The sequence below is a fragment of the Streptomyces sp. JK94 genome (assembly GCF_053613315.1).
Genome location: NZ_JBSICH010000006.1, coordinates 37,534 through 62,900, shown reverse-complemented (window position 1 = coordinate 62,900; position 25,367 = coordinate 37,534). Strand labels below are relative to the sequence as shown.

Below are 25,367 nucleotides of genomic sequence, written 5' to 3'. Positions count from 1 at the left end.
CGCGGCGTCCGTGCGTGATCCATGCAGAACCCGAACGTCCGGTCCGCACAGTGAGAGGTGCCGCTGACACCAGACCGACGAAGACCTTCAGGGGACCGCGTGAACGTACAGATCCTGGGTTGTATCGAGCTTCACGCCACAGACGGTGGAAGCATTCCGGTCAGCCCGACCGTCAGCCGCCTTCTGGCCACGCTGGCCTGGTCCGCGAACTCCTTCATCACCGACGAGGACACGATCGGCAGGGTCTGGGAAAGCAGGGTCCCGGCCCACCCCCGCGCCGCCCTCTACACAGTGGCGACCCGGCTGCGCAAGGCGCTGCAGGCGGTCGCCGCGCCGGACGCCTCGTGCGACGTCGTCCGTAGGCCGGGCGGATACACCCTGGTCGCGGCCGAGGAGACCGTCGACGTCCTTCGCTTCCGCGCCCTCGTCCGGCAGGCCAGGAACGCGCAGTGCCGGGGAGAGGAGGCGGGGGCCCTTGAGTTCTACGAGAGGGCGCTGGCCCTGTGCCACGGCCGCCCCCTGTCCGATGTCCGGACGGCATGGGCGGAGGCCGCGCGCGTGACGTTCGGCCAGGAGCTGCGGGCCGCAAGGGTCAACAGCGCGGAACTGGCGCTCGGCCTCGGGCGCTGCGACGACTACGTGCCGTTGCTCCACGAGCTGGTCGAGGCCCACCCCCTGGACGAACGGATCGCCAGTCTGCTGATGCTGGCGCTGTACCGCAGCGGACGCCAGGACGAGGCGCTGCGCTGTTTCCGTTCGACCCGCTCACGGTTCGTCGCGGAACTCGGCGTCGAGCCCGGGGGCAGGCTGCGCATGCTGCACGAGCGGATCCTGCGCAGGGACGAGGTCGTGCACGGCGGCCGTCCGGTGTGGGCGGCCATGGCGTCATAGCGGCCCACCCGTGACGGGCCCGTCGTCCGTGAGGTCGTCGAAGTGATCGGCGAGGTAGCGCGCGAGACGTTCCTCCGGGTCGTCCGGCAGGGGAGGCCGCGCGCTCCGTGCCGCGGGGCTCCGGTCCGGCGCGGCGTCGACTCCCCGGCGTCCGGTGGCCGTCCGGCAGGAGGACGGGACGCCGATCGCGTTGAACAAGGTCTCCGCCTCGTCGCGGTACCCGGCGGGGGACCGGACGTCGCCGGCAGCCTCGCGGGCGCCGGCGAGAGCGGTCAGCGCACGAGCCAGCACCAGGCGCTGACCCGAGTGCCGCGCCTGCTCCACCGCCTCCCGCGCCGCCTCTGTCGCGGCGGCGGTCTCACCGGTCTCCCGGAGGGCCACGGCATACAGGTTCCGGATACGGGGCAGCGTGAGGGGACTGCCGTTCACCGCGAGCCCGCCGGCCGTCTCCAGAACAGCCGTCGCCTCCCGGTACCGTCCCTCCGCGCAGTGCAGGGCCCCGCGCACCAGCAGGATCTCGATCAGGCCGGTCCGGTGCCCGGTCTCCTCGGCGATGGTCCGGGCGTCGTCGAGGTGGGCGGCGGCCTCCCGCTTCCGGCCCGTGCGCAGTTCGACGGAGGCGAGGCCCACCAGGGAGTCGACCTGACCGTTGCGGTTGCCGACGCGCCGGGCCAGCCCGAGCGCGTCCTCGTAGGCGAGCAGGGCACGGGTGTCCTGGCCCGCGTCGTCGCGCACGCGGCCGAGGGTCTCCAGCATCACCGCCTCCGCGTAGAGCGATTCGGAGGCGCGGGAGACCTCGAGGCCCTTCCACAGAGTAGCGGCGGCTTCCCGGAACCTCGCCTGCTTCTGCTGCACGAGCGCGTGGTTCACCAGGGTCATCGAGTGGAGGTGCCCCTGCGTGCCGTCGTCGAGCGCGAGCGCTCCGGTCACCGCCTCCTCGGCCTCGGCGAGCCGTCCCAGCGCGAGCTGCAGGGAGGCCGTGTTGGTCAGCATGATCTTCTCGGCCTCCGTCATGCCGAGGGTGCGGTAGAGGGTGAGGGCGCGGTCGTAGAAGGGCAAGGCCTCACGCGGTTCGCCCAGCAGTTTCAGCGTCACCCCCGTGCCCTGCGCGCTCCGTGCCTCTCCCGACAGCCACCCGGCGTCGCGGGCCGCGAGCTGTGCGCTCTCGTAGGCGCCGAGGGCACCCCTGAAATCGCCGCTCCGCCACAGGGCGTGGCCGGACGACAGGTGGACGACCGCCTGCCCCCGCCGGTCGCCGCCGCGTTCGGCCGCCTTCCCGGCGAGCGCGGCCAGCCGCAGCCAGTCGGAAAGCGGGCGGCGGTGGTGGAACAGGTCCTGCAACGCGTCGACGATCTGCCAGGCGAAGCGGGAGGGCCCGTGCTCGGCCGCGTACGCGATCGCCGCCGCGATGTCCTCCCACTCCTCGTCGAACCAGGCGAAGGCCTCCTCCGGGGTGCGGAAGGTCCGGGGGGCGGAGCCGCCGACGGGTTCCGGAAGGGGCTGCGGGCAGTAGAGGCGGCACGTCACGGCGACGCGGGAGACACTCTGCAGGTAGTGGTCGAGGAGGCGGTCGACCGCCCGGGCCCGCTCCGTTTCGGCGTCCTCGGTGACCACGCGTTCCACGGCGTACTCGTGCACGAGGTCGTGCCAGGCGGTACGGCCGTCCTCGGTGTCGCGCAGCAGGTGCACCCGCTGGGCGAGCCTCAGCAGGTCGGCCGTGTGCGACTCGTCGAGTCCCGCGCCCGCCGCGGTCGCGGCCACCGAGCGACCGGTGCCCGGAAGGAGCCCCAGGGAGCGGAAGACCCACTTTGCCTCGTCGGGCAGCGTCCCGTAGGACAGGTCGAGCGCGGCCCGTACGGCGACGCTCTCCTCCCCCTCCACGTGCAACCGGGCAAGACGGCCGCGTTCCGCGAGACTGGTGACGTAGGCCCGGACGCTCCCGGCCCCGGTACCGATCCAGGAACCGGCGACGCACAGAGCCAGGGGCAGGTGGTCGCAGAGTTCGACCAGGTGGGCCGCGGCCCCGGGGTCGGCCGCCACGGCGTCGGCACCGATCGCGGCGCCGAACAGCTCCAGCGCCTCTTCGCGGGACAGCACGTCACAGGTCACCCGGTGGGCCCCGTCCAGGACGAGCCCGTTCAGTTTCCGCCGGCTGGTCACCAGGGTGAGCGACCCGCTGGTGGAGGGAAGGAGCCGGCGTACGGTCGAGGCGTCGGCCACGTCGTCGAGGAGGACGAGGACCCGACGGCCCGCCAGGAGCGTGCGGTAGAGCGCGGTCTGCGCGTCCAGCCCCAGCGGGATGTCGTGCGGCGCGCAGCCCAGCCCCTGCAACAGCAGGGGCAGCGCCTCCTCCAGGGACATGGGACCGGCGTTGTCGAAGCCCCGCATGTCCAGGAAGAGCTGCCCATCGGGATAGCCGTCGGCTATCCGGTGGGCCCAGTGCAGGGCCAGCGCGGTCTTTCCGGCGCCGGCGGGCCCCACGATCACGGCCGGAGCGCCGTCTTCCCGCCGGCAGGCGTCGAGCAGGCGCAGCTCCGTGTTCCGGCCGACGAAGCGGTGGGGAGCCCGGGGCAGCTGTCGGGGCACCCAGCGGTGCCGGGAGGGCTCGGGGGGAGCGGACCCGGCCGTGCGGGGCGCGGCGTCTCCGACGAGCAACCTCCGGTGGAGTTCCGTGAGTTCGTCCGAGGGGTCGACGCCGAGTTCCCTCACCATGCGGTTGCGCAGGCCGGTGTAGACGGCCAGGGCGTCCGGCGACCGCCCGTCCCGGGCCAGGGCGCGCATCAGCAGCGCGTGCGGGCGTTCGCGCAGCGGGTGCTCGGACGTGAGCCGGACCAGGTCGGCGACGGCGGAGCGCGGCCGGCCCAGTTCCAGTTCCGCCTCCGCCCTGCCCTCCTCGGCGGCGATGCGCAGTTCGGTCAGGCGCCGGCGCTCCGCTTCCATGGTCAGCAGATCGGGGAGCGGGTCGCCGCGCCACAGCGCGAGGGCGTCGTCGTGGTAGCGGTACGCCTCCGCCCACTCCTTGTGCGCCAGCGCCCGCAGCCCGTCCCTGATCAGCGCTTCGAAGAGGAACGCGTCGACCTCTGCGGGAGCGGCGCGCAGGACGTACCCGGGCTTCTGGGTGGCCAGCAGAGCGGCTCCGTCCGGGCCGAAGGCCTGCCGGACCTCGGAGACCAGGGCGCGGATGCGTGCGGCCGACGCGCTGGGCATCCGTTCGTTCCACAGTCCCTGGGCCAGCCGGTCCACGGAAACGACGCGGTCGGCGTGCAGCAACAGGACCGCGCAGAGGGCGCGTTGGCGGCCGGTGAGAACGACGGCGGTGTCGTCGACTCGGATCTCCAGGGGGCCGAGCAGACGGAACCGGGGCGAGCGGTTGTGCATCAGGGAAGGGTAGACCAGCGGCCTTCCCCCGGGCTATGGGACTCCTCTCAGTGACCGCGCCGCCACCTGCGGGCCGCCCACTTCACACGCCGGACCCGGCCACCATGGCGTTTCCACCACAGGCGTGCCCACAGCGTCTGCATGCCGCACAGGACCAGGACGGTGGCGAGCGCGTCGAGCCGCAGCCACCAGTCGGATCCGTCTGCCATGTGTACGAGGGACCGGCGTAGCAGCGGCCAGGTGACCTCGGTGAGCACCCGGAAGCCGATGGCCAGGCAGACCGCGCTGCCCACGGCCACGGCGACGGCGTAGGCCTGGACGAAGCGCCGCTCGCGGGAGGGCAGCGACCGCAGGGGGTGCGGGGCCCGGCGACCGAAGGGCAGGGCGGCCACGTGGCGCAGGTAGCGGGTCGTGTCGGTGAACAGGTTCCGGCAGCCCGTCAGGTCCTGGACGACGAAGTACAGGTCCGTGCGCATGAACACCAGGCACTGGTTCGCCAGCGCCAGGAACAGGGTCGCCACGATGACGGGAAGCAGGACGAAGTCCGCTCCCCAGCCGCGGGCCAGCAGGCAGCCGCCCCAGATCACCGCGTCCAGGATGATGCCCGACAGGTACACCGTCAGCCGCTCCCGCCGGCCCTTGAGCCAGATGCCCGACACCTCGGTCTGCGCCACCAGGAACTGCAGGCGGGTACCGAGCCGGATCCGCCCGCGCACCCCCGTGGCGCGGGCGGTCAGCAGGTGCGCGGCCTCGTGCAGGGCGATGAGGCACCAGCCGATCACGCACTGCACCAGCACCGTGAAGGTGCCGTACTCCGTCCACAGGAAGCTGTCCCAGGAGGGGAAGGTGCCCGGACGCGTCAGCGCGACCGCGAGACCCGCGACCGGGGCCAGGAGCAGGACGGCGTGCAGCACCGGGTTCAGGAGCAGGCGCACATGGTGCGGCCGCACCCGGGGAAACGAGACCGCGGCCGGTGCGACGGGGAAGCGCCGCTCGCCGATGGACGCCACCAGCCCGGCCGACGCGAGCCGCTCCACGAAGGCCCGGACGTCGACATCGCGGCCGGTGGCCGCGCGCAGGCTGCTCCTGGTCTCGTCCACCGTCCGGCCGGCGGACAGCAGCCGTAGCGCGTCCATGCCGATCGCGGGCAGGGCGACGATCTCGTCGGTGCCCTGCTGTCCGACGATCCACTCGTCGCGGTCGGGGCGGAACTCCAGGCCGTGGAAGGAGACCCGGAGACCTTCCGGACCACCGGTCAGGGGCTGCACAACGGGCATTCCGGCCGGGCGGGGTGCCGCACGTGGACGAGGTGGTCGGGGGCGATCAGATTCAGGCCGCGCACGTAGCCGGGAGCGGCCGCGCCCGTACCCGTGATCAGCGAGACGACCTCGTTGGCGATCAGCTGCCCGGAGATCCCGGCGGCCGGTGCCAGGGCCCCCGTGCCGCCCAGGTCCGGATGCCAGCCCGGCTTCAACTTGGCCTCCTCGCCGGCACCGACGCATTCGAAACACGGACCCTCGGGACCGTAGACACCGACCGTCACCAGCGGACCGTTGTAGCCGGCGGTCACCCAGGGAATCCCCAGCGCCGCGCAGACCCTGCTGGTCATCGTGTTGATGACGTCATTGCGCGGCTCGTCCGCGCCCAGCACGAAGACGTCGCAGCCGGCGACGAGTTCACGCAGTGCGTCCTCGGTGTCCACCCGCCCCACGTCGTAGGTGAACGTCCCCGAGGAGTTGACCGCGGCGAGGCGTTCGGCGGCCACCCGTGCCTTGGCCCTGCCCACGTCCGCCTCGGTGTACAGCGTCTGCCGGGTCAGGTTGGACACCTCGACACGGTCGGGATCCACGAGATGAAGGGCCCCGACGCCGACCGCGGTCAGCGCCCAGGCGGCATGGCTGCCGGTGCCTCCGACGCCCAGCACCGTCACACGGGCGCGTCTGATGCGCCGCTGGGCCTCCCAGGGGTCGCTCCCCGGACGCAGATCGACGCGCCGGAAATAGTCGTGGTTGCGGCTGTAGCGCTCGATCTCGACGTCCGCGAACCCGTCGGGACGGCCGGCGGCCGCGTCTTCCACGTAGCCGGTGCCGATCAGCTCCCGCACCAGCCGCCGGGCGCCGTCGGTACCGAGGCGGGGGTGCCGCCCGGCCAGCGCTGTCTCTATGTCCTGGCGTGGAGCCGTCCCGTCCATCCTGGTCAGGGCGTCCCACGCCCAGCCGTGGGGGTCGGCGATCTCCGCCGCGATTCCGTAGACCTCGCCGCCGATGCGGACCGTTCCGTCGTCGAACCGGTGCGGGATGTGTTCCCGTTTCACTCGTGGACGTCTCACAACCAGCCTTCCCGGAGTACTTCTCCGACGCAACGGTCCGCCGTGGGCCGGCGACTACCCGGCGATTACCTGGCGACTGCCTTGCTGTCGATGGTCTCGATCTTGTCGAGCATGCGGATCTCGATCAGCTCGGTCTGTCCCTCCGGCTCCGTCACCACGGGGACCGCCCTCTCGTCGTCCTGCGTGACGCGCGTGTTGTCCTGCATGTGTCTTCCTCTCCTCTGGGTGTGCGTTTCCTTGGTCCGCCGTGATCCTCCGACGAAGCTCCGAACAAGCTCCGAAGAAGCCTCGGAGGTCACAGCCGCCGCCACACCGCGCCGAGAACCCGTTCCGCAGGGAAGGGCCCCATCTGACGCGAGTCGAAACTGACGGACGCGTTGTCCCCGAGCAGCAGCAGATGGCCCGGTGGCACCCGGCCGGCCGCCGCGTCCCGGCCGCCGCACGGATCGCCAGCCACGGCGGAGACCCGTTTGAGCAGCCACTGGCGCTCGGTCACCGGCGTCCCGGGACTGCCCAGTCCGGCCGGTTCGGAAATCCAGCTGCGGTGCTCCGTGTCCGGGAGCTCCACGACGACCACTCCGCCGCGGCGCGGGACGACACCACGCCGCACCAGGACCCGGTCGCCGGGCCGGTACGCCGGCAGCATGCTGTGTCCCGTGACGGTGACCGAGACGAGGCGCCTGCGCAGCAGCGCCGTCCCCGCGACGACGAGTCCCGCGCACCCGCCCACCGCCGCCCACATCACGGCACCGCTCCTTCCACGGCGGCCGGCCCCTGTTCCGGCAGGTGCGGGGACCCACCCGCGTACCCGGCGGCCTGGAGCCCGAAGAGCCGGGCGTACGAGCCGTCACGGGCCATCAGGGCGGCGTGGTCGCCTCTTTCCGTGATCCGTCCCTCGGAGAGGACGACGATGACGTCCGCCTCCCGTACGGAACCCAGCCGGTGGGAGATGAGCAGACTCGTCCGCCCGTGGTGGAACTCGCTCAGCCGCGTGTGCAGTTCGTGCTCGGCCTCGGCGTCGAGACCGGACGTGGGCTCGTCGAGGATCAGGAAGTCACGCTGCTCGCGCACCAGGGCACGGGCCAGGGCCAGCCGCTGCATCTGGCCCCCGGACAGCAGGACGCCGGTGGTCGCGTCGTCCTGCTCCTCGCCGGGGAAGAAGGTCCGGGTGACCAGGGTGTCGTATCCGCGGGGGAGGCCCTCCAGCGTCCGGTCGATGCCCGCATTGCGGGCTGCCTCGGCGACGCGTGAGGAAGAAGCCAGCGCGTCCAGGTCGCCGAGCGCGATGTTCTCCCGTGCGGTCAAGTCGTAGTGCATGAAGTCCTGGAAGACCGCGCTCGTCCGCCGGCGCAGGTCGTCCGGGTCGAACTCGCGGATGTCGACGCCGTCCCAGAGGATCGCGCCGCGCGTCGGGTCGTAGAACCGGCACAGGAGCTTGACCAGCGTGGACTTGCCCGCTCCGTTGAGGCCGACGAGGGCCGTGCTCCGTCCCTGGGGGATGAAGAGGTCGACCCCCCGGAGTATCCACGGCTGGTCCGGACCGTAGCGGAACCAGACGTCGCGGAGTTCGAGTCCGTGTGCCAGGGCGGGGGCGGGCAGCGGATCGGCGGCGCGCACCAGGTCGGGTTCCGTGGCGACGACGTCCTGGTAGTGACCGAACAGCACCAGCGCCTGGTGGGCCTGGGCGGCGCTGGCCGACAGCTGGCCGACGGAGCTCTGCACCCCCGCGACGGCGGCGATGAAGATCGCGACGTCTCCCAGCGTGAGCCCACCGGACAGCGCACTGTGGATGGCCCAGACCAGGCCGGTTCCGGACACCAGCGCCGCGAACAGCGCCAGCAGGGACTGGGTCGAGAGCTCACGGCGGTCCACCCCGCGCCGCGCGGCGTTCGAGGCGAGCCGCTCCGTCTGCATCCGGCCCAGCAGAAAGCCACCGATACCGAACAGCCGTACTTCCTTGGCGGCCTCGACGTTGGAGAGCAACTGGTCGAAGAAGAATTCGCGGCGCTCCCGCGGGCTGATGCGCCAGATCATGTCCGCCCTGCGACGGGACAGCACGATCTCGGCGACCAGCACGGGCACGGCGAAGACCAGGACGAACAGGGCCATCAGCGGCGCGAGGACCAGGAGGGAACTGAGAAATCCCACGATGGTGACGCCCGCGCGCACGGTTCCCAGCACCCCTCCCACCACCTGGCCGGGCGCGCTCTTCCCCGACTGCTTGGCCAGGCGCAGCTTGTCCAGGAAGCGCGGGTCCTCGAAGGGCCCGATTCCGACGAACCGGCCCACCGCGGTGAACAGCCGCCCCTGCGCCAGGGTCCCGGTGGCCCGCTCCACCTCCGCCTGCAGATAGCCGGAGACGTGCGGGACGACGGCCTGGACGACGCCGACGAGGGCCAGCCCGACGGCCAGCGCCACCAGGGTGTTCACCGGCGCCTGGGCGCCCAGCTCGTCGAGGGCGAGCTTGGTGAGCCAGCCGGCGGCGACCGGGAAGGCCCCGCTGAGCAGGTCGAGCGCGGCATAGGCGGCCAGCTTGAACGCGGCGGCCTCGCGTGCGAGGGAAAGAACGCCCAGAATTGGGACGAGGCCGCGCCTGATCCATCCGGTCCGTCGGCTCGTCGCGCCCTCCGAGGCCTGCGAGGTCGCTCCACGTGTCTCGGGAGGCATGACCACTAACTCCCGGCGAGGGCCGACGAGGACAGCTCGGGGACGCTGCCGGCGAGCCGGGCCGAACTGCCGGACGACACCGTCACCCTGCCCTCTCCGTCCACCACGAGGTAGGTGGGGAACATCGACACCCCCAACTCGCCGATCAGCGTGGGTGCCTGCTTCTCACCGGCGACGACGTGGGCCAGTTCGCCGAGCTGGTCCCGGTAGAGGGCGGCTCCGTCCGGGTCCCCGACGACGAAGGAGACGACGCGGTCCCGGTCGACACCCGCGTCGCGCAGGAACTTCGCGTATCCCGGCAGCTGCTGTTCACAGCCGCTGCAGCCGACCGATTGGAAGGAGAGGATCCACGGCCGCGAGCCGGGAACGGGCAACCGCACCTCGTTCCCGTCCATGTCGAGGAGTCCGGGCACCGGCGGGACGACGGTGCCCACGGCGGGGAGCTCGTCCGGACGGCGACTCAGCGCTCCCTCCTGGGTAAGCGGATCGAGGAGCTTCTTGACGCGCAGCGCGACGGCCACGGAGAGACCGCACGCGGCGGAGGCAACCAGCAGGGCGAGGACGGCGAGCGTGATGCTCATAAGGACTCCAGTTCTCAGGTCGTGCGCGGGGGGCGGAAGAAGGAGACCAGTTCCCCGAGGTGGAGCAGGGCGACGCCGAAGACCGCGGCGGGTGCCACGACGACGGCGTAGGCGACCGGGCCGGGACCGCCGCCGGTGCGCACGGTCGCCCACCAGGTGAGGACGCAGACGGTCAGGAGCAGGACGTTGCGCAGGACGTGCACTTCGGACACGGGCGTGTCGTCCGCTCCGGCGCAGCCGCAGGACGCGTCCGGGCGCGACCGCATCAGGCCGATCAGATATCCCGTGAAGGCCAGCAGCAGCAACGTGGCCGCGGCACACCCGAGCCAGGCCCACGGCCGGATCAGCAGAAGCCCCGCGGCGGCCACCTCGACGGCGGGGACCGCGAGTGCCAGGGCTGCCGGAAGGCCGCCCCCCAGCCGCGGCAGGGTGGTGGCGACGTGCCGGCGAAAGGCGGAGACGTCCCGGAGCTTGAGCAGGCCCGACCAGAAGAGCACGGTGGCCAGACACAACTGGCCGAATGCTACTGCCATGTCTGTCAATTCCCGCTAGATGTGGATCGGTGGCCGATGGCCGCCGTGCACCTGTTCGGACACGGCGGCCACGGGTCTCAGACGTAGCAGCGCACCGAGCAGTTCGGGTTGTAGCAGCACTTGTACTCGTAGAACTGGCCACCCGCGCTGCTGCGCTCCATCCAGCAGCCCGGTGCGCAGCCGGCGGCGGCGGACGTCTGGGGCAGCAGCTTGTCGGCGATACGGCTCAGTATCTTGGACATGGAGTTCTCCTTGTCGTGTTCTCCGTCGGGGCGTCAGGCGGGCGCCCGGCCTCGGTCCCCAGGCTCCACCGGCGAACTTTCCGTCGTCTTTCAGTGGCCTTTCCGGCGCGGTGAGCGGGCGTCGGAGCCGGTGGGCGGCTGCCCTCCGGCCGCGGAGCACCCCGGATGGTGGGACTGAAGGTGCGGAGTGTCAGTGATCAACGGATATTGACTGAAATGGGGTAAAGGACGAGTCAGGGCACGAGGAGGCACTCCATGCGCGGAGCCACGCACGCCAGATGGGCCGCTTGCGCGGCGGCGGTAGTCCTCGCGGCGACGGCCTGCGGAGGCGGGGGCGGGAGCGGCGGGGACACGAGCGCGGTGCTCAGCTCCTCCTGGGGCGACCCGCAGAACCCGCTGGAGCCGGCCAACACCAACGAGGTGCAGGGCGGCAAGGTCCTCGACATGATCTTCCGGGGGCTGAAGAAGTACGACCCGAAGACCGGCGAGGCGCAGGACATGCTCGCCGAGAAGATCGAGACCTCCGACTCGCAGAACTTCACCGTCACCGTCAAGGACGGCTGGACCTTCAGCAACGGCGAGAAGGTGACCGCCCAGTCCTTCGTGGACGCCTGGAACTACGGCGCGAGCCTGAAGAACAACCAGCGCAACGCGTACTTCTTCGCCTACATCGACGGCTACGACAAGGTGCACCCCGAAGAGGGCGAGCAGAGCGCCGACACCCTCTCCGGGCTGAAGGTCACCGGGCCGCTCACCTTCACCGTCAGGCTCAGCCAGAAGTTCTCCACCTTCCCCGACACCCTCGGCTACCCGGCCTTCGCACCGCTGCCCCGGGCGTTCTTCGACGACCACGACGCCTGGCTGAAGAAGCCGGTCGGCAACGGCCCGTACAGGGTGGACAACTACACCCGCGGCTCCCAGATGTCCCTGCGCACGTGGGAGGAGTACCCCGGCGACGACAAGGCGCGAAACGGCGGCGTCGACCTGAAGGTCTACACCGACAACAACACCGCCTACACCGACCTGATGGCCGGCAACCTCGACCTCGTCGACGACGTCCCCGCCGCCCAGCTCAGGAACGCCGAGAAGGACCTCGGCGACCGGTACATCAACACCCCCGCCGGCATCATCCAGACCCTCGCCTTCCCGTTCTACGACAACGACTGGAACAAGCCCGGCTCCGAGAAGGTCCGCAAGGGCCTCTCGATGGCGATCGACCGCGAGCAGATCACCGACACGATCTTCCAGCAGACCCGCACCCCGGCCACCGACTGGACCTCACCCGTACTCGGCGAGGACGGCGGCTACCGGGCGGGCCTGTGCGGCGAGGCCTGCGAGTACCGGCCCGACGAGGCCAAGGAGCTGATCCGGGAGGGCGGCGGACTGCCCGGCGGCCAGGTCAAGATCACCTACAACGCCGACACCGGCTCCCACGGCCAGTGGGTGGACGCGGTCTGCAACTCCATCAACAACGCCCTGGACAACGACCGCGCCTGCGTCGGCAACCCGGTGGGCACCTTCGCCGACTTCCGCAACCAGATCACCGACCGGAAGATGAGCGGCCCCTTCCGCGCCGGCTGGCAGATGGACTACCCCCTGATCCAGAACTTCCTCCAGCCGCTCTACTACACCAACGCCTCCTCCAACGACGGCAAGTGGTCCAACGAAAAGTTCGACGACCTCGTCGACAAGGCCAACGCCGAGACCGACACCGCGAAGGCCGTCGACCTGTTCCAGCAGGCCGAGGAGGTGCTGCGGGACGAGATGGGGGCCATCCCGCTCTGGTACCAGAACGGCAGCGCCGGCTACTCGGACCGGCTCTCCGAGGTCGAGCTGAACCCCTTCAGCGTCCCGGTCTACCACGAGATCAAGGTCGGCTGAGGAGGCGCCATGGGACGCTACGTCGTCCGGCGGCTGCTCCAGATGATCCCGGTCTTCATCGGGGCCACGCTGCTGATCTTCCTGATGGTCAACGTGATGGGCGACCCCATCGCGGGCCTGTGCGGCGACCGGGAGTGCGACCCGGCGACGGCCGCCCAGCTGCGCCACGAGTTCGGCCTCGACCAGCCCGTGTGGCGCCAGTACGCCACCTACATGGGCAACGTCTTCACCGGGGACTTCGGCACCGCCTTCAACGGCCAGCCGGTCACCGAGCTGATGGGCACCGCCTTCCCGGTCACCATCCGGCTGACGATCGTGGCGATCCTCTTCGAGATCGTCGTCGGCATCGTCCTCGGCGTCGTCACCGGTCTGCGCCGGGGCCGTCCGGTCGACACCGGGGTACTGCTGCTCACCCTGGTCGTCATCTCCGTCCCGACCTTCGTCACCGGCCTGCTGCTCCAGCTCCTGCTCGGCGTCAAGTGGGGATGGATCGACCCGGCCGTCTCCTCCGAGGCGACCTTCGCCGAGCTGATCGTCCCCGGCCTGGTCCTCGCCTCGGTCTCCCTGGCCTACGTCACCCGGCTGACCCGTACCTCCATCGCGGAGAACCGGCGCTCCGACTACGTCCGCACCGCCGTCGCCAAGGGCCTGCCCCGCCACCGGGTCATCACCCGGCACCTGCTGCGCAACTCCCTCATCCCCGTCGTCACCTTCATCGGCACCGACATCGGCGCCCTGATGGGCGGCGCCATCGTCACCGAGCGGATCTTCAACATCCACGGTGTCGGCTACCAGCTCTACCAGGGCATCGTCCGGCAGAACACGCAGACCGTCGTCGGCTTCGTCACGGTCCTGGTGCTGGTCTTCCTGGTCGCCAACCTCGTCGTCGACCTCCTGTACGCCGTACTCGACCCGAGGATCCGCTATGTCTGACCAGCCCCACGAGCCCGAACGCGCCATCGCCGGAACCGGCATGGGCGGGACGATGGACCTGGGCGCGAGCGAGGCGGCCACGCTGGAGCAGCCGCCCGGCCCGGACGGGGGCGACCCGCGGGACAAGCCCCGCAGCCTCTGGTCCGACGCCTGGCACGACCTGCGCCGCAACCCCGTCTTCCTCGTCTCCGCCCTGGTCATCCTCTTCCTGGTCGTCATCTCGCTCTGGCCGTCGCTGATCACCTCCGGCAGCCCCCTCACCTGCGACCTGGCCAGGGCCCAGGAGGGGTCCCAGGCCGGCCACCCCTTCGGCTTCAACGGCCAAGGCTGCGACGTCTACACCCGCACCGTCTACGGCGCGCGCACGTCGGTGGCGGCCGGCGTCCTCGCCACCCTCGGGGTCGCCGTCCTCGGCAGCGTCCTCGGCGGCCTCGCCGGCTTCTTCGGCGGCGCGGGGGACGCCGTGCTCTCCCGGATCACCGACGTCTTCTTCGCGATCCCGGTCGTCCTGGGCGGTCTCGTCCTGCTCTCCGTCATCACCAGCAACACCGTCTGGCCGGTCATCGGCTTCATCGTGCTGCTCGGCTGGCCGCAGATCTCCCGCATCGCCCGCGGCGCCGTCATTACCGCCAAGCAGAACGACTACGTCCAGGCCGCCCGAGCCCTCGGCGCCTCCAACTCCCGCCTGCTGCTGCGGCACATCACCCCCAACGCCGTCGCCCCCGTCATCGTCGTGGCGACCATCGCGCTCGGCACCTACATCTCCCTGGAGGCCACCCTGTCCTTCCTCGGCGTCGGCCTCAAACCGCCCAGCGTCTCCTGGGGCATCGACATCTCCGCCGCCGCCCCCTACGTCCGCAACGCCCCGCACGCCCTGCTCTGGCCCTCCGGGGCGCTCGCCGTCACCGTCCTCGCGTTCATCATGCTCGGCGACGCGGTGCGCGACGCCCTCGACCCGAAGCTGAGGTGAGCCGCCGCATGCTGCTCGAAGTACGCGACCTGCACGTGGAGTTCCACACGCGGGACGGCGTCGCCAAGGCCGTCAACGGCGTCAGCTACGGCGTGGACGCGGGCGAGACCCTGGCCGTCCTCGGCGAGTCCGGCTCCGGCAAGTCCGTCACCGCCCAGACGGTCATGGGCATCCTCGACGTGCCACCGGGCCGGGTCACCGCCGGCGAGGTCCTCTTCGAGGGCCGTGACCTGCTGAAGCTGAAGGAGGCGGAACGCCGGAAGGTCCGCGGCGCCGAGATGGCGATGATCTTCCAGGACGCACTGTCGTCGTTGAACCCCGTCCTGACCGTCGGCGACCAGCTCGGCGAGATGTTCACCGTGCACCGCGGGATGTCCCGCAAGGACGCCCGCGCCAAGGCCGTCGAGCTGATGGACCGCGTGCGCATCCCGGCCGCCGGGGAACGGGTCGGGCAGTACCCGCACCAGTTCTCCGGCGGTATGCGCCAGCGCATCATGATCGCGATGGCGCTGGCCCTGGAGCCGAAGCTGATCATCGCCGACGAACCGACCACCGCCCTCGACGTCACCGTCCAGGCCCAGGTCATGGACCTGCTCGCGGAACTCCAGCGCGAGCTGCACATGGGCCTGATCCTCATCACCCACGACCTGGGCGTGGTCGCGGACGTCGCCGACAGGATCGCCGTCATGTACGCGGGCCGGATCGTGGAGACGGCACCCGTCCACGACATCTACAAGGCGCCCGCGCACCCGTACACCCGCGGTCTGCTGGAGTCGATCCCGCGCCTGGACCAGAAGGGCCAGGAGCTCCACGCCATCAGGGGCCTGCCGCCCAACCTCACCCGCATCCCGCCCGGCTGCGCCTTCCACCCCCGCTGCCCGATGGCCCAGGACGTCTGCCGCACCGACGTACCGCCGCTGTACGAGGTGACGCGAGCTCAGGCGGAGCGGGGCAGCGCCTGCCACTTCTGGAGGGAGTGCCTGCATGGCTGAGCCCATCCTCGAGGTCCGGGGCCTCGTCAAGCACTACCCGCTCACCACCGGCATCCTCCTCAAGAAGCGGGTCGGCGCGGTGAAGGCGGTCGACGGCGTCGACTTCCACCTCGACCGCGGCGAGACCCTCGGCATCGTCGGCGAGTCCGGCTGCGGCAAGTCGACGGTCGCCAAGATGCTGGTCAGCCTGGAGAGGCCGACGGCCGGCGAGATCCGCTACAAGGGCGAGGACATCACCAGGCTGTCCGGCAAGGCGCTGAAGGCCGTCCGCCGGAACATCCAGATGGTCTTCCAGGACCCCTACACCTCCCTCAACCCCCGGATGACGGTGGGCGACATCATCGGGGAGGCGTACGACATCCACCCGGAGGTGGCGCCCAAGGGCGACCGGCGGGGCCGCGTCCAGCACCTGCTGGACGTGGTCGGCCTGAACCCCGAGTACATCAACCGCTACCCCCACCAGTTCTCCGGCGGCCAGCGCCAGCGCATCGGCATCGCCCGCGGGCTCGCCCTGCGCCCCGAGATCATCGTCGCGGACGAGCCGGTTTCGGCGCTCGACGTGTCCGTGCAGGCGCAGGTGATCAACCTGATGGGCCGGCTCCAGGACGAGTTCGACCTGTCCTACATCTTCATCGCCCACGACCTGTCGATCGTCCGGCACATCTCGGACCGGGTCGGCGTGATGTACCTCGGCCGCATCGTGGAGACCGGCCGGGACGCCGAGATCTACGACCACCCCACGCACCCGTACACCCAGGCCCTGCTGTCCGCCGTGCCGGTGCCCGACCCGGAGGCCCGCGAGCACCGCGAACGGATCATCCTGGCCGGGGACGTGCCGTCGCCGACCGCCATCCCCTCCGGCTGCCGCTTCCGCACCCGCTGCTGGAAGGCGCGGGAGCGCTGCGCCCTGGAGGTGCCGGCCCTGGCGGTGCCCGCCGAGTTCCGGGGCGTCCGCGGGCCCGTGGCGCACGACTCGGCGTGCCACTTCGCGGAGGAGAAGCAGGTGGTGCCGCCGGAGGAACACGGCGTGGACGCACCCGGCCCGCACGGCTCGCACCGGGAGGACAGCGCGGAGGCCGGGGACGGCGACGGGCACGGCAGCGGGCCGGGGTGACATGGTGCTCCCCGGCCCGCTTACGGCACCCGCACGGCCGTACGCAGACCAGCGTCACGCGTCCGTATATCGGAACCGCGTCGGCGAAGTTGCCTGCGTGTTACAGCGGTTGGTGCCCTCGTGCGACGCGCAGGCGCTACGCCGGTGACGCCAGCGACCGCCTGAGGAAGTCCACCTGGAGCAGCAACAGGTTCTCGGCGACGGACTCCTGCGGGGTCATGTGCGTCACGCCGGACAGCGGGAGCACCTCGTGCGGGCGGCCGGCGGCCAGCAGGGCCGAGGACAGGCGCAGCGAGTGGGCGACCACCACGTTGTCGTCGGCCAGCCCGTGGACGACCATCATGGGCCGGTGGGGTTCGGCGGCGTCCACCAGGCCCACGTCGTCGATCACCGAGTTGCGGCGGTAGACCTCCGGCTGCTCGTCCGGATGTCCGACGTAGCGCTCCTGGTAGTGCGTGTCGTAGAGGCGCAGGTCGGTGACCGGGGCGCCCACGACGGCGGCGTGGAAGACGTCCGGCCGGCGCAGGGCCGCCAGCGCCGCCAGGTACCCGCCGAAGGACCAGCCGCGGATGGCGACGCGGTTCAGGTCGAGCGGGAAGTCGGCGGCCAGGGCCTGGAGCGCGTCGACCTGGTCCTGGAGGACGACCGCGGCCACGTCGTCCTTGATGGCCTTCTCCCAGGCGGGGGACCGCCCCGGAGTGCCCCGCCCGTCGGCGACGACCACCGCGAAGCCCTGGTCGGCGAACCACTGCGAGGTGAGGTGGGCGTTGTGCGCGGCGACGACGCGCTGACCGTGGGGGCCACCATACGGGTCCAGGAGGACGGGGAGGGGGGTGTCACCGTGGTAGTCCCTTGGCATAAGCACGGCGCACGGGACGCGGCGTGCGCCCCCTTGTGTGAGCGTCACGCGCGGGGACAAACCGGGGTCTTCGGCGTAGGACGTGAGGGTCGCCGCCGTCTTGCCGTCCCGCAGCACCCGGGCCCGGGCCCCCGGCCGGTCGAGGGTGGCGGAGACCAGGACGGTCACGCCCCCGGCGCGCACCGCCGAGTGCACACCGGCCTCCTGCGAGACGCGCTCCACGCCGAGTTCGTTCACCCGGTACACGTGCACCTCGCCGGTCTCCGGACCGGCCGCCTCCTCGCCGGCCGACGCGGAAACCAGCACGTCGTCGTCGGAGACGTCCAGTACGGCGCGCAGGTGCAGCTGCGCGCCGGTGAGCGGGCGTTCCCCGACCGCCAGCACCCGCGCGCCCCCCTCGTCGGCGATCCGCACGAGCTGCCCGGAGGGGCTCCAGCAGGGCACACCGGGGAAAAGTTCAAGCCAAGTTGGATCTTCATCGGCGTGCACCATCCGGGTCGTGCCGGACGCGGTGTCCACGGCCAGGAACAACTGGCTGCGCTGGTCGCGCGCCTGTACGAGAAGCAGTGGTGCACCCGCCGCTGACCAGTGCACTCGCGCCAGATAGGGATACCGCGCCCGGTCCCAGAGGACCTCCGTGCGCCCCCCGTCCAGCCCGAGCACGAACAGCCGTACGTCCGCGTTGGCGGTGCCCGCCGCCGGGTACGGCACGTGGTGTGGATCACGCTCGGGGTGGGCCGGGTCGGAGATCCACCACCGGCTGACCGGCGTGTCGTCCACGCGCGCCACCAGCAGCCGGTCCGACTCCGGGCCCCACCAGAAGCCCCGGCCGCGCCCCATCTCCTCGGCGGCGATGAACTCGGCCAGCCCGTGGGTGACGCCCTCCGCGTCGGCCTCGGCCAGGGCCCGGTCCCCGTCCCCCTCGGCGCCCACGACCCGCAGGGCACCCTGGGCGACGTAGGCGATGTGCCGTCCGTCGGGGGAGGGGCGCGGGTCGATCACCGGGCCGGGGGTGGGCAGTTCGCGCGCCGTCCCGGCCCGCAGTTCGGCCGCGAAGAGCCGCCCCGACAGGGCGAAGGAGGCCAGTTCGACGGCCGCGTCGGTGGCGTAGCCGACGATGCCGGCACCGCCCTCGCGGCTGCGCTCACGCCGTGCCCGTTCCTCGGGCGACAGATGTTCCTCGGTGTCGCCCAGGAGGGCGCGCGGGTCGGCGGCGACGCGCTCCCCGCCCTCCTCGACGTCGAGGACCCACAGGGAACCGGCCCGGTCCGTACCGGAACCGGAGCGCAGGAAGGCGACCCGCGAACCATCGGGTGCCACGGTGAACGAACGCGGCGCGCCGAGCGTGAACCGCTGGGTGCGGGCGTGCCGTCTGGGGAAGGAATCGGGCTCGGTCGTCATGCCTCGACCATATTGGCCATGCGCCCCCTTGTGCGGCCGTGCGCCGAGAGATGCGCGCGCACGGATAGTTATGATCACTAGCGCATTGTGGGTAGCAATCGGGTGCCCGCCGTGTGGATTCATCCGTCTCAAGGTTTCGACTGCGTCCGACCCCCCTGTCCCTGGGCTTATTGGAGGTGAGCCGCCATGGCACTCTCGATTTCGGCGGTTGTGCTGCTGGCGATCATCGTCTTCCTGCTGGTCAAGAAGTCAGGACTGAAGGCGGGGCATGCGGTCGTCTGCATGCTGCTCGGCTTCTACCTGGCCTCGTCGACCGTCGCGCCCACGATCAGTGAGCTGACGACGAACCTCGCGGGGATGATCGGAAGCATCAACTTCTGACGTACGGACGGCCCGAGGGCCGGCCGGAGGCGGTGGGCCCGGCCGGTCGCGGCCGGGTCCGGTCCGCACGGCCTCGCTGCCGCGGGGCCGTGCGCCTCATCGCCGGTGTCGTGCTCGCACGGCCCGGCCGGAGGGCGTCCCCCGGTGCCGGGCCGTCGCCCGCAGTGCCACCGTCCCGGCCGGACGACCCCACGGACGGTCTCCCGCGTTACGGGCTCCGGGACGCGGCCTCATAGGGTGGACCCATGACGGAACTGCCCGCCCGGCGTCTGCTGCTGGTGCACGCTCACCCGGACGACGAGTCGATCAACAACGGCGTCACCATGGCCAGGTACGCGGCCGAGGGCGCCCATGTGACCCTGGTGACCTGCACCCTCGGTGAGCGGGGGGAAGTCATCCCGCCCGGGCTCGCGCACCTGACCGGAGCCGCGCTGGGCGGACACCGCAGGGAGGAGCTGGCGGCCGCGATGCGCGCGCTCGGCGTGGACGACCACCGGCTGCTGGGCGGACCGGGCCGGTTCGCCGACTCCGGGATGATGGGCCTGCCCGACAACGACGACCCCGGCTGCCTGTGGCAGGCGGACGTCGACCGGGCCGCCGGACTCCTCCTCGACGTGATCCGCGAGGTACGGCCCCAGGTCCTCGTCACCTACGACCCCGACGGCGGCTACGGCCACCCCGACCACATCCAGGCCCACCGCGTCGCCATGCGGGCGGTGGAACTGGCGGCCGAGGCCGGGTGCCCGGTCGCCAAGGTCTACTGGAACCGCGTGCCGCGCACCGTCGCCGAGGACGCCTTCACCCGGCTGGACCGGGAGCTGCCCGCGCTGCCCTTCGAGAAGGCGGCCGGCGTCGAGGACGTACCGGGAGTCGTCGACGACGAGCGGATCACCACCGAGATCCGCGGCGACGGCGACGCGCACGCCGCCAAGACCGCCGCCATGCGCGCGCACGCCACCCAGATCACCGTGGCCGGGCCCTGCTTCGTCCTCTCCAACGAACTGGCCCAGCCCCTCTTCACCACCGAGTACTACGAGCTGGTGCGCGGTGAGCGGGGCCCCGGGGGCGGGGACGGACGCGAGGACGACCTCTTCGCCGGGATCGCCGCCGAGGAGGCGTCGTGAGCGGGCGCACCGGGCCGACGGTCTCCGCCCTGGCCCAGCCCCCGCGCGCGCCGTCCCTCGGGCGGGCCGCCCTCCACCTGGGCCTCTTCGTGCTCGGTGCCGTGGTCGGGGTCGCGGGGGCGCTGGTGCAGCCCGGGTGGTTCCCGGGCGGGCTGCTGCTCGCGCTGGCCGCGGAGGCGGGTCTCTGCCTCGGCGCGGGCCGGGCCGTGGGGCGCCGCAGCGGGGCGGTCGCGCCCGCCGCGGGCTGGGCGCTCGCCGTGGTGCTGCTCACCACCAGCCGTCCCGAGGGCGACTTCCTCTTCGCCGCGGGCAGCGGCTCCTACCTCTTCCTGCTGGGCGGGATCGCCGTCGCTGTGATGTGCGCCACCCTCGCGCCGGTGCGGCAACCGGACGGCGACGGCGGCCGACTTCGCAAGTGACGTACCTCTGCCACGGCACCGGCGTGCGCGTCCCGTGCGGGTTTCCCGGTGGTCACGGGATACGCGCCAGAAGTGGCCAGTATGGTGGTGCGCGCCGCCGAGCCGCCCGCTGCGAAGGGGTGGCGGGCGGCGGAGCCAACCGGGAGAACCTGCCTTGAGTCGTGAAACTGACAGTTCGTCCTCCGGGCCCCACGGGCGCGGCGGAGCCGCATACCCCTCGGGCACCCCGCCCTACGGGACACCCACGGCTCCCGACGCCGGTGCGGACGCGGGCCGTTCGGCCTCGCGGCCGGGGGAGCGCAAGACCGAGACGACGCTGACGACCCGCATCCGGATCAACATCCCCGGGTCGCGGCCCATCCCGCCGGTCGTCATGCGCAAGCCCGTTCCGGACGCCGAGTCCGACGCCGTCGACGCGGGGACGGCCGAGCGGCCCGAGCCGGGCGCGGCCGTGCCCGCGGGCGCCGGCGAGGCTCCCGCCGAGCCCGTGCAGCACGCCGGGCCGACCAGTGACTGGTTCGCGCCGCGCAAGTCCGGTCCCGCCCAGGGCGCCCAGGGCGGCGGGTCCACCAACGGCGCCGGTCAGCCCGGCGGTTCGGCGGCGGCGGCGGGCGGTCCGGGCGCGGGCACTCCCGGTGCCGGTGCCGGTGCCGGTGCGCGACCGGGTGGCGGGAGCGGCCGTCCCGGCGGCGTCGTCGGCTCCATGAACGTGCCGGGCGGCTCCCGGCCCGGGTCCACCGACGGTGCCGGTCCCACCGGCGCGACCGGCGGCCCCGTGGCGCCCGGCCACGGCGGCGGCACCGGCTCCTTCGACGTGACCGAGGCGCTGGCGGCCGGGCCGCTGGGCAACGGCGGCAACGGCACCGGTCCGGGTGCCGACGGCGGCCCCGCACCACGCCGCGACGACCTGCCGTACGTCCCGGGGAGCGGGCAGGGCGACCTCGGCGCGGGCGCCCGCGACGCGCAGCACGGTCCGAACGGGCCGTCCCCGTACGGCGGCGGCCCCGCGGGCCCGACGGGCGGCCCGGTCACCGGGAACGGCCCGCTGACGCCTTCCCCGGCGGCCGGTCCCGGCGTGCCGGGCGGGTCCGCCCACTCCGGCGCACCCGACGGACAGCGCGGACCCGCTCCCGACGGTCCGGGTGGCCCCGGCGGGCCGGGCGGACTGCGCGGCCCGGGCGCCCCCGACGGCCCGCGCGGTCCCGGCGCCCCGGGCGTGTCCCGGAGCCCCGGCGCGGCCCGGCGCGGCCCGGGCGGCGGGCTCAGTGACGACACCGCGATCCTCACCCCGCAGAAGCAGGTCCCTCCCGGTTACGGCAACCCGGACAACGTCTCCGGGAACACCGTCACCAGCGGCATCCCCGTGGTGCCGAGCGACCGGAGCGCACCGTTCCAGGACGCGCCGGCCGACGGGCCGCCGCCGAAGCGCTCCGAACCGGTCTCCGCCTCCCCGGCGGGTTCCGCCAAGCCGGCCGGGAAGAAGGGCCGCGGCAAGCTCCCGCTGCTCGTCGGCGGCCTGGTCGTGGTCGCCGGTGTCACCTACGGCGCCGGCCTGCTCATGAACCGCTCGGACGTGCCGAAGGGCACCAGCGTGCTCGGCGTCGACATCGGCGGCGGCACGCGCGACGACGCCGTGGAGAAGCTGGACGACGTCCTGTCCGCGCGCGCCGGCAAGCCGCTCAGGATCACGGTGGACGGCGAGACCGTCTCCCTGAAGCCGGACCAGGCGGGCCTGCAGCTCGACACCCAGGCCACGGCGAGTTCGGCGGCGAAGAGCGACTACAACCCGGTCTCCGTGATCGGCTCGCTCTTCGGGCAGCAGCGGGTCGTCGAGCCGGTCATGCCCGTCGACGAGGAGAAGCTGCACGCCGCCCTGGAGGAGGCCGCCGGCGGAGCCGGGTCGGTGACCGAGGGCACCATCGAGTTCGAGTCCGGCAAGGCCGTCCCCGTGTACGGCAAGGCCGGCAAGGGCATCGACGTCGACAAGTCGACCGAGGCCGTCCAGGCGGCGTACCGGACCCAGGTGGAGACGGGCACCGCCACCCCGGTGAGCGTGCCGACGACCACGCAGCAGCCCACGGTCTCCAAGGCCGAGGTCGACCGGATGCTGAAGGAGTTCGCCGAGCCGGCGATGTCGGGCAACGTGACCGTGCAGACCGACGCGGCGCACTCCGTCCCGATGAGTCCGGAGAAGTCGCTCTGGAAGTTCCTCAGGGTCACGGCCGTCAACGGCAAACTGGTCGACAAGCCCGACCTGGACGCCCTCGAGGAGCTGTACGGCGGAGCGTTCGACGGTGTGCTCATCACCCGCGCCACCGGGGAGAAGACGCCCGTCACCCCGGAGGACGTCTACGGCGCCCTGCGCCAGGCCCTGAAGAGCGAGACCGACCGCGTGGCGGTCATCGAGACCGACCCGAGCTGACACCACGCGACGACGGGGGCGCCCGGCACCCGCCGGACGCCCCCGCCGTCGTGAAACCGGTCGTACGGGGTGCGACGAACCGGTCGTACGGCGGGCGGGACCGGTCCCACGGGGTGCGACCGACCCGCCGTACGGGGCGAGCGGTACCCCGCGACCGGCGGCGGCCGTACGACGCCGGCGCCCCGCGGCGGGCCGGCCGCCTCCTCAGTTGAGCAGGGCGCGGGCCGCCCGGGCCTCCCCGCGCACCTGCTCCGCGACCGTCTCGTCCACCGCGGCCACCACCTCGGCGTACGCCTCCAGCTCACCGGCCCCCGCCGAGAACTCCCCCCGCTGCACCAGCAACCGGGCCCGCTCGTAGCGCAACCGCGCCGCGTGCGCCGGCAGCAGCAGCGCCAGCTCGATCGCCCACAGCCCGACGTCCGACCGCTCCGGCCGGGCCGCCGCCCACGCCCGGACGTTGTTCAGGATGCGCGCCACCACGTCCAGCGGCGCCGCGGGCTCCATCAGCGGGGGCCGCGGGCCGGCCCCCGTGGCCCCCGCCACCAGCGCCTCCGCGTCGCTCCCGCCGAGCACCCGCCCGCCGTCGAACGGATCGGCGAGCACCCGCTCCTCCTCCGGGCCGCGCTCCGGACCGAACCCGACCACGAAGTGCCCCGGCAGCGCGACCCCGTACACCGGAGCCCCCGCCCGCCGGGCCACCTCCAGCCACACCACGGACAGCATGATCGGCAGCCCGCGCCGGCGCCGCAGCACCTCGTGCAGCAACGACGACTCCAGCCGCCGGTAGTCCGCCGCGACCCCGTGGAACCCGTACCGCTCGCCGAGCAGGTCCCGCAACGCCACCGCCCAGGCCCGCGGCGCGCCCGGCCGGAACGGCAGCTGTCCGGCCAGCCGGTCGAGCTCCATCTGCGCGGCGTCCAGGCCCGCCTCGTCCAGCGCCCCGTCCGCCTCCGCGCCCACCAGCAGGCAGAGCGTCGCCAGGTCGGGCCGCTCGGACCGCGCCTCCTCGGCGAAGCGCCGCCGCACTTCGGCGGAGCGTTCCGGTGACGGGGGATGAGGGTGACGCATGGCCGGCTCGTGCCCTTTCGCGGAGATCGGTCACCGGTCCGTCCCGGCACTCGCCGGTTCCCGGTAGTGGTGGTAGGCGTGGTGCGCCGCGAAGCCCATCCCGGCGTACAGCGCCCGTGCCCGAGCGTTGTCCGCCTCGACCTGGAGCCAGGCCGCCGACGCGCCCTCGTCGAGCGCCCGCCGGGCCAGCGCCGCCATCACGGCGGTGGCCAGTCCCCGGCGCCGCTGCGCGGGGTCGACCTCGACGGCCGCGAAGGAGGCCCACCGGCCGTCCACGGCACACCGTCCGACGGCGGCCGGTACGTCCGGTCCGGGCACCGTGGCGAACCACACCGAGGGTCCCGCCCCGCCGTCTTCGCGGGAGGCGCCCGACCCCAGCACCCGCAGGGCCACGTCGCTCACGCCCTTGCGCCGGTAGCGGGCCAGCCAGGCCCCGTCCGCCTCCCGGGCCAGGACCACACCGGTGCCCTCCGCCCGGTCGGCGACCGGTGCCAGTGCGCCGGTCCACACCTCGGCCGTCACCTCCCGCACCCAGCCCCGCCGCTCCAGCTCGCCGCAGAGCAGCTCCTGCGTGCCCTCGGCGCCGGTGGCGGTCTGGACGTAGGCGGGCAGGCCGCGCTCGCCGTACCAGCGGCGTACGGCGGTCAGCGCCTCGTCGAGCGGTAGGCCCGGATCGCCGAGCGGCAGCACGGAGTTGGCCCGCCGCGTGAACCCGGCGGCGGCCCGCAGCTCCCACCCGCCGAGCCACTCGCTCTCCACCGGCCGCCAGGCCCGTGAGGCCGAGCGCGCCAGCTCCTCGTAGGTGGCGGCGGGACCGCGCCGGCGGGCGGGGGCGGACGGCACCACCTTGCCCGCGACCAGCGCGGATTCGAGGATGCGCACGCTCTCACCACTCTTCCGTGTGATCAGCAGCACACCGTCGTCCCATGATGTGAGAACACCGACCGTGTCGGTGAACTTCTCACCCGCCGCACCAGTTTCGCTCAAGCGCCGTACGGAGACTCGTTTGCCCACGTCAGCAGCGGTGATGCGGACCTCTAGACGCCCAGCGGCGGAGATTTCCACGGGTCGGTCCACCCCTCCTGTTCGGATCGTGCCCAAGAACGGAGATACTAGGGGCGGGCATCGACGACGCCGCGCTCCCGCGCGCCAGGCGGCGGAGCCTGAGGAGGCCCGCCAGCG

22 protein-coding genes are annotated in these 25,367 nt (G+C 72.5%); 10 read left to right on the top strand and 12 right to left on the bottom strand.

Annotated features, from left to right (window positions below):
* Positions 1-99 precede the first annotated feature (99 nt).
* Positions 100-891 carry an AfsR/SARP family transcriptional regulator gene (locus tag ACVV2G_RS05165; protein ID WP_453841376.1) on the top strand — a complete coding sequence of 264 codons (792 nt, stop codon included), beginning with the start codon at positions 100-102 and terminating at the stop codon, positions 889-891.
* Here the strand turns inward: ACVV2G_RS05165 and ACVV2G_RS05160 are convergent.
* From ACVV2G_RS05160 to ACVV2G_RS05120, 9 genes are all read right to left on the bottom strand, one after another.
* Entirely contained in the window at positions 886-4,269 is a 3,384-nt protein-coding gene (locus ACVV2G_RS05160; protein WP_453841375.1) for an AfsR/SARP family transcriptional regulator, read from the bottom strand. The genes ACVV2G_RS05165 and ACVV2G_RS05160 overlap by 6 nt on opposite strands.
* 47 nt (positions 4,270-4,316) lie before the next feature.
* A complete protein-coding gene (locus ACVV2G_RS05155) occupies positions 4,317-5,537 on the bottom strand; it encodes a hypothetical protein (RefSeq protein ID WP_453841374.1) in 1,221 nt (406 codons plus the stop codon).
* The gene (locus ACVV2G_RS05150) at positions 5,525-6,598 is read right to left on the bottom strand and encodes a HesA/MoeB/ThiF family protein (protein ID WP_453841373.1); all 1,074 of its coding nucleotides are present in this window, start codon (positions 6,596-6,598) and stop codon (positions 5,525-5,527) included. The genes ACVV2G_RS05155 and ACVV2G_RS05150 overlap by 13 nt, the downstream gene beginning before the upstream one ends.
* A gap of 65 nt (positions 6,599-6,663) precedes the next feature.
* A complete protein-coding gene (locus tag ACVV2G_RS05145; RefSeq protein ID WP_453841372.1) occupies positions 6,664-6,804 on the bottom strand; it encodes a hypothetical protein in 141 nt (46 codons plus the stop codon).
* Positions 6,805-6,893: 89 nt separating this feature from the next.
* Positions 6,894-7,340, bottom strand: coding sequence for a signal peptidase I (lepB, locus tag ACVV2G_RS05140; protein ID WP_453841371.1), 447 nt, complete (start codon positions 7,338-7,340; stop codon positions 6,894-6,896).
* Positions 7,340-9,265: an ABC transporter ATP-binding protein gene (locus ACVV2G_RS05135; protein ID WP_453841370.1), complete on the bottom strand. Its 1,926-nt coding sequence runs from the start codon at positions 9,263-9,265 to the stop codon at positions 7,340-7,342. Before ACVV2G_RS05135 ends, lepB begins: the two co-directional genes overlap by 1 nt.
* A 5-nt stretch (positions 9,266-9,270) precedes the next feature.
* Entirely contained in the window at positions 9,271-9,846 is a 576-nt protein-coding gene (locus ACVV2G_RS05130; RefSeq protein ID WP_453841369.1) for a TlpA family protein disulfide reductase, read from the bottom strand.
* A 14-nt stretch (positions 9,847-9,860) separates the two neighbouring features.
* Positions 9,861-10,379: a MauE/DoxX family redox-associated membrane protein gene (locus tag ACVV2G_RS05125; protein WP_453841368.1), complete on the bottom strand. Its 519-nt coding sequence runs from the start codon at positions 10,377-10,379 to the stop codon at positions 9,861-9,863.
* Between the two features lie 77 nt (positions 10,380-10,456).
* Entirely contained in the window at positions 10,457-10,621 is a 165-nt protein-coding gene (locus tag ACVV2G_RS05120) for a hypothetical protein (RefSeq protein ID WP_453841367.1), read from the bottom strand.
* Positions 10,622-10,876: 255 nt separating this feature from the next.
* On the opposite strand from ACVV2G_RS05120, the gene ACVV2G_RS05115 reads away from it, so the two are divergent.
* From ACVV2G_RS05115 to ACVV2G_RS05095, 5 genes are read left to right on the top strand one after another with little or no spacing between them, the layout of a single operon-like run.
* Positions 10,877-12,502 carry a peptide ABC transporter substrate-binding protein gene (locus ACVV2G_RS05115; protein WP_453841366.1) on the top strand — a complete coding sequence of 542 codons (1,626 nt, stop codon included), beginning with the start codon at positions 10,877-10,879 and terminating at the stop codon, positions 12,500-12,502.
* 9 nt (positions 12,503-12,511) lie between these two features.
* On the top strand, positions 12,512-13,435 hold the full coding sequence (locus tag ACVV2G_RS05110; protein ID WP_453841365.1) for an ABC transporter permease: 924 nt from the start codon (positions 12,512-12,514) through the stop codon (positions 13,433-13,435).
* Complete coding sequence (locus ACVV2G_RS05105; protein ID WP_453841364.1) at positions 13,428-14,405, top strand: ABC transporter permease; 978 nt, start codon at positions 13,428-13,430, stop codon at positions 14,403-14,405. Before ACVV2G_RS05110 ends, ACVV2G_RS05105 begins: the two co-directional genes overlap by 8 nt.
* Positions 14,406-14,413: 8 nt before the next feature.
* The gene (locus ACVV2G_RS05100; RefSeq protein ID WP_453841363.1) at positions 14,414-15,397 is read left to right on the top strand and encodes an ABC transporter ATP-binding protein; all 984 of its coding nucleotides are present in this window, start codon (positions 14,414-14,416) and stop codon (positions 15,395-15,397) included.
* Positions 15,390-16,511 carry an ABC transporter ATP-binding protein gene (locus ACVV2G_RS05095; protein WP_453841362.1) on the top strand — a complete coding sequence of 374 codons (1,122 nt, stop codon included), beginning with the start codon at positions 15,390-15,392 and terminating at the stop codon, positions 16,509-16,511. The genes ACVV2G_RS05100 and ACVV2G_RS05095 overlap by 8 nt, the downstream gene beginning before the upstream one ends.
* Positions 16,512-16,647: 136 nt before the next feature.
* Here ACVV2G_RS05095 and ACVV2G_RS05090 read toward each other — a convergent pair whose 3' ends face one another.
* A complete protein-coding gene (locus tag ACVV2G_RS05090) occupies positions 16,648-18,771 on the bottom strand; it encodes a S9 family peptidase (RefSeq protein ID WP_453841361.1) in 2,124 nt (707 codons plus the stop codon).
* Positions 18,772-18,957: 186 nt separating this feature from the next.
* On the opposite strand from ACVV2G_RS05090, the gene ACVV2G_RS05085 reads away from it, so the two are divergent.
* From ACVV2G_RS05085 to ACVV2G_RS05070, 4 genes are all read left to right on the top strand, one after another.
* A complete protein-coding gene (locus tag ACVV2G_RS05085) occupies positions 18,958-19,152 on the top strand; it encodes a hypothetical protein (protein WP_121749054.1) in 195 nt (64 codons plus the stop codon).
* Between the two features lie 245 nt (positions 19,153-19,397).
* Positions 19,398-20,276, top strand: a complete 879-nt coding sequence (gene mshB / locus ACVV2G_RS05080) for an N-acetyl-1-D-myo-inositol-2-amino-2-deoxy-alpha-D-glucopyranoside deacetylase (protein WP_453841360.1) — start codon at positions 19,398-19,400, stop codon at positions 20,274-20,276.
* Positions 20,273-20,695, top strand: coding sequence for a DUF6113 family protein (locus tag ACVV2G_RS05075; protein WP_453841359.1), 423 nt, complete (start codon positions 20,273-20,275; stop codon positions 20,693-20,695). Before mshB ends, ACVV2G_RS05075 begins: the two co-directional genes overlap by 4 nt.
* Positions 20,696-20,849: 154 nt before the next feature.
* Positions 20,850-23,117, top strand: a complete 2,268-nt coding sequence (locus tag ACVV2G_RS05070) for a hypothetical protein (protein ID WP_453841358.1) — start codon at positions 20,850-20,852, stop codon at positions 23,115-23,117.
* 204 nt (positions 23,118-23,321) lie between these two features.
* Here ACVV2G_RS05070 and ACVV2G_RS05065 read toward each other — a convergent pair whose 3' ends face one another.
* Positions 23,322-24,185 (bottom strand): transglutaminase-like domain-containing protein, encoded by an 864-nt coding sequence (locus ACVV2G_RS05065; protein WP_453841357.1) that lies wholly within the window; start codon positions 24,183-24,185, stop codon positions 23,322-23,324.
* A 30-nt stretch (positions 24,186-24,215) separates the two neighbouring features.
* Positions 24,216-25,250 (bottom strand): GNAT family N-acetyltransferase, encoded by a 1,035-nt coding sequence (locus ACVV2G_RS05060; protein ID WP_453841356.1) that lies wholly within the window; start codon positions 25,248-25,250, stop codon positions 24,216-24,218.
* Positions 25,251-25,367: the final 117 nt, after the last annotated feature.

Excerpts from the sequence above, each read along its gene's own strand:
- ACVV2G_RS05160 (WP_453841375.1), bottom strand. The coding sequence starts at position 4,269 with ATGCACAACCGCTCGCCCCGGTTCCGTCTGCTCGGCCCCCTGGAGATC.
- ACVV2G_RS05145 (WP_453841372.1), bottom strand. The coding sequence starts at position 6,804 with ATGCAGGACAACACGCGCGTCACGCAGGACGACGAGAGGGCGGTCCCC.
- lepB (WP_453841371.1), bottom strand. The coding sequence starts at position 7,340 with ATGTGGGCGGCGGTGGGCGGGTGCGCGGGACTCGTCGTCGCGGGGACG.
- ACVV2G_RS05135 (WP_453841370.1), bottom strand. The coding sequence starts at position 9,265 with ATGCCTCCCGAGACACGTGGAGCGACCTCGCAGGCCTCGGAGGGCGCG.
- ACVV2G_RS05130 (WP_453841369.1), bottom strand. The coding sequence starts at position 9,846 with ATGAGCATCACGCTCGCCGTCCTCGCCCTGCTGGTTGCCTCCGCCGCG.
- ACVV2G_RS05125 (WP_453841368.1), bottom strand. The coding sequence starts at position 10,379 with ATGGCAGTAGCATTCGGCCAGTTGTGTCTGGCCACCGTGCTCTTCTGG.
- ACVV2G_RS05120 (WP_453841367.1), bottom strand. The coding sequence starts at position 10,621 with ATGTCCAAGATACTGAGCCGTATCGCCGACAAGCTGCTGCCCCAGACG.
- ACVV2G_RS05115 (WP_453841366.1), top strand. The coding sequence starts at position 10,877 with ATGCGCGGAGCCACGCACGCCAGATGGGCCGCTTGCGCGGCGGCGGTA.
- ACVV2G_RS05110 (WP_453841365.1), top strand. The coding sequence starts at position 12,512 with ATGGGACGCTACGTCGTCCGGCGGCTGCTCCAGATGATCCCGGTCTTC.
- ACVV2G_RS05105 (WP_453841364.1), top strand. The coding sequence starts at position 13,428 with ATGTCTGACCAGCCCCACGAGCCCGAACGCGCCATCGCCGGAACCGGC.
- ACVV2G_RS05100 (WP_453841363.1), top strand. The coding sequence starts at position 14,414 with ATGCTGCTCGAAGTACGCGACCTGCACGTGGAGTTCCACACGCGGGAC.
- ACVV2G_RS05095 (WP_453841362.1), top strand. The coding sequence starts at position 15,390 with ATGGCTGAGCCCATCCTCGAGGTCCGGGGCCTCGTCAAGCACTACCCG.
- ACVV2G_RS05090 (WP_453841361.1), bottom strand. The coding sequence starts at position 18,771 with ATGACGACCGAGCCCGATTCCTTCCCCAGACGGCACGCCCGCACCCAG.
- ACVV2G_RS05085 (WP_121749054.1), top strand. The coding sequence starts at position 18,958 with ATGGCACTCTCGATTTCGGCGGTTGTGCTGCTGGCGATCATCGTCTTC.
- mshB (WP_453841360.1), top strand. The coding sequence starts at position 19,398 with ATGACGGAACTGCCCGCCCGGCGTCTGCTGCTGGTGCACGCTCACCCG.
- ACVV2G_RS05065 (WP_453841357.1), bottom strand. The coding sequence starts at position 24,185 with ATGCGTCACCCTCATCCCCCGTCACCGGAACGCTCCGCCGAAGTGCGG.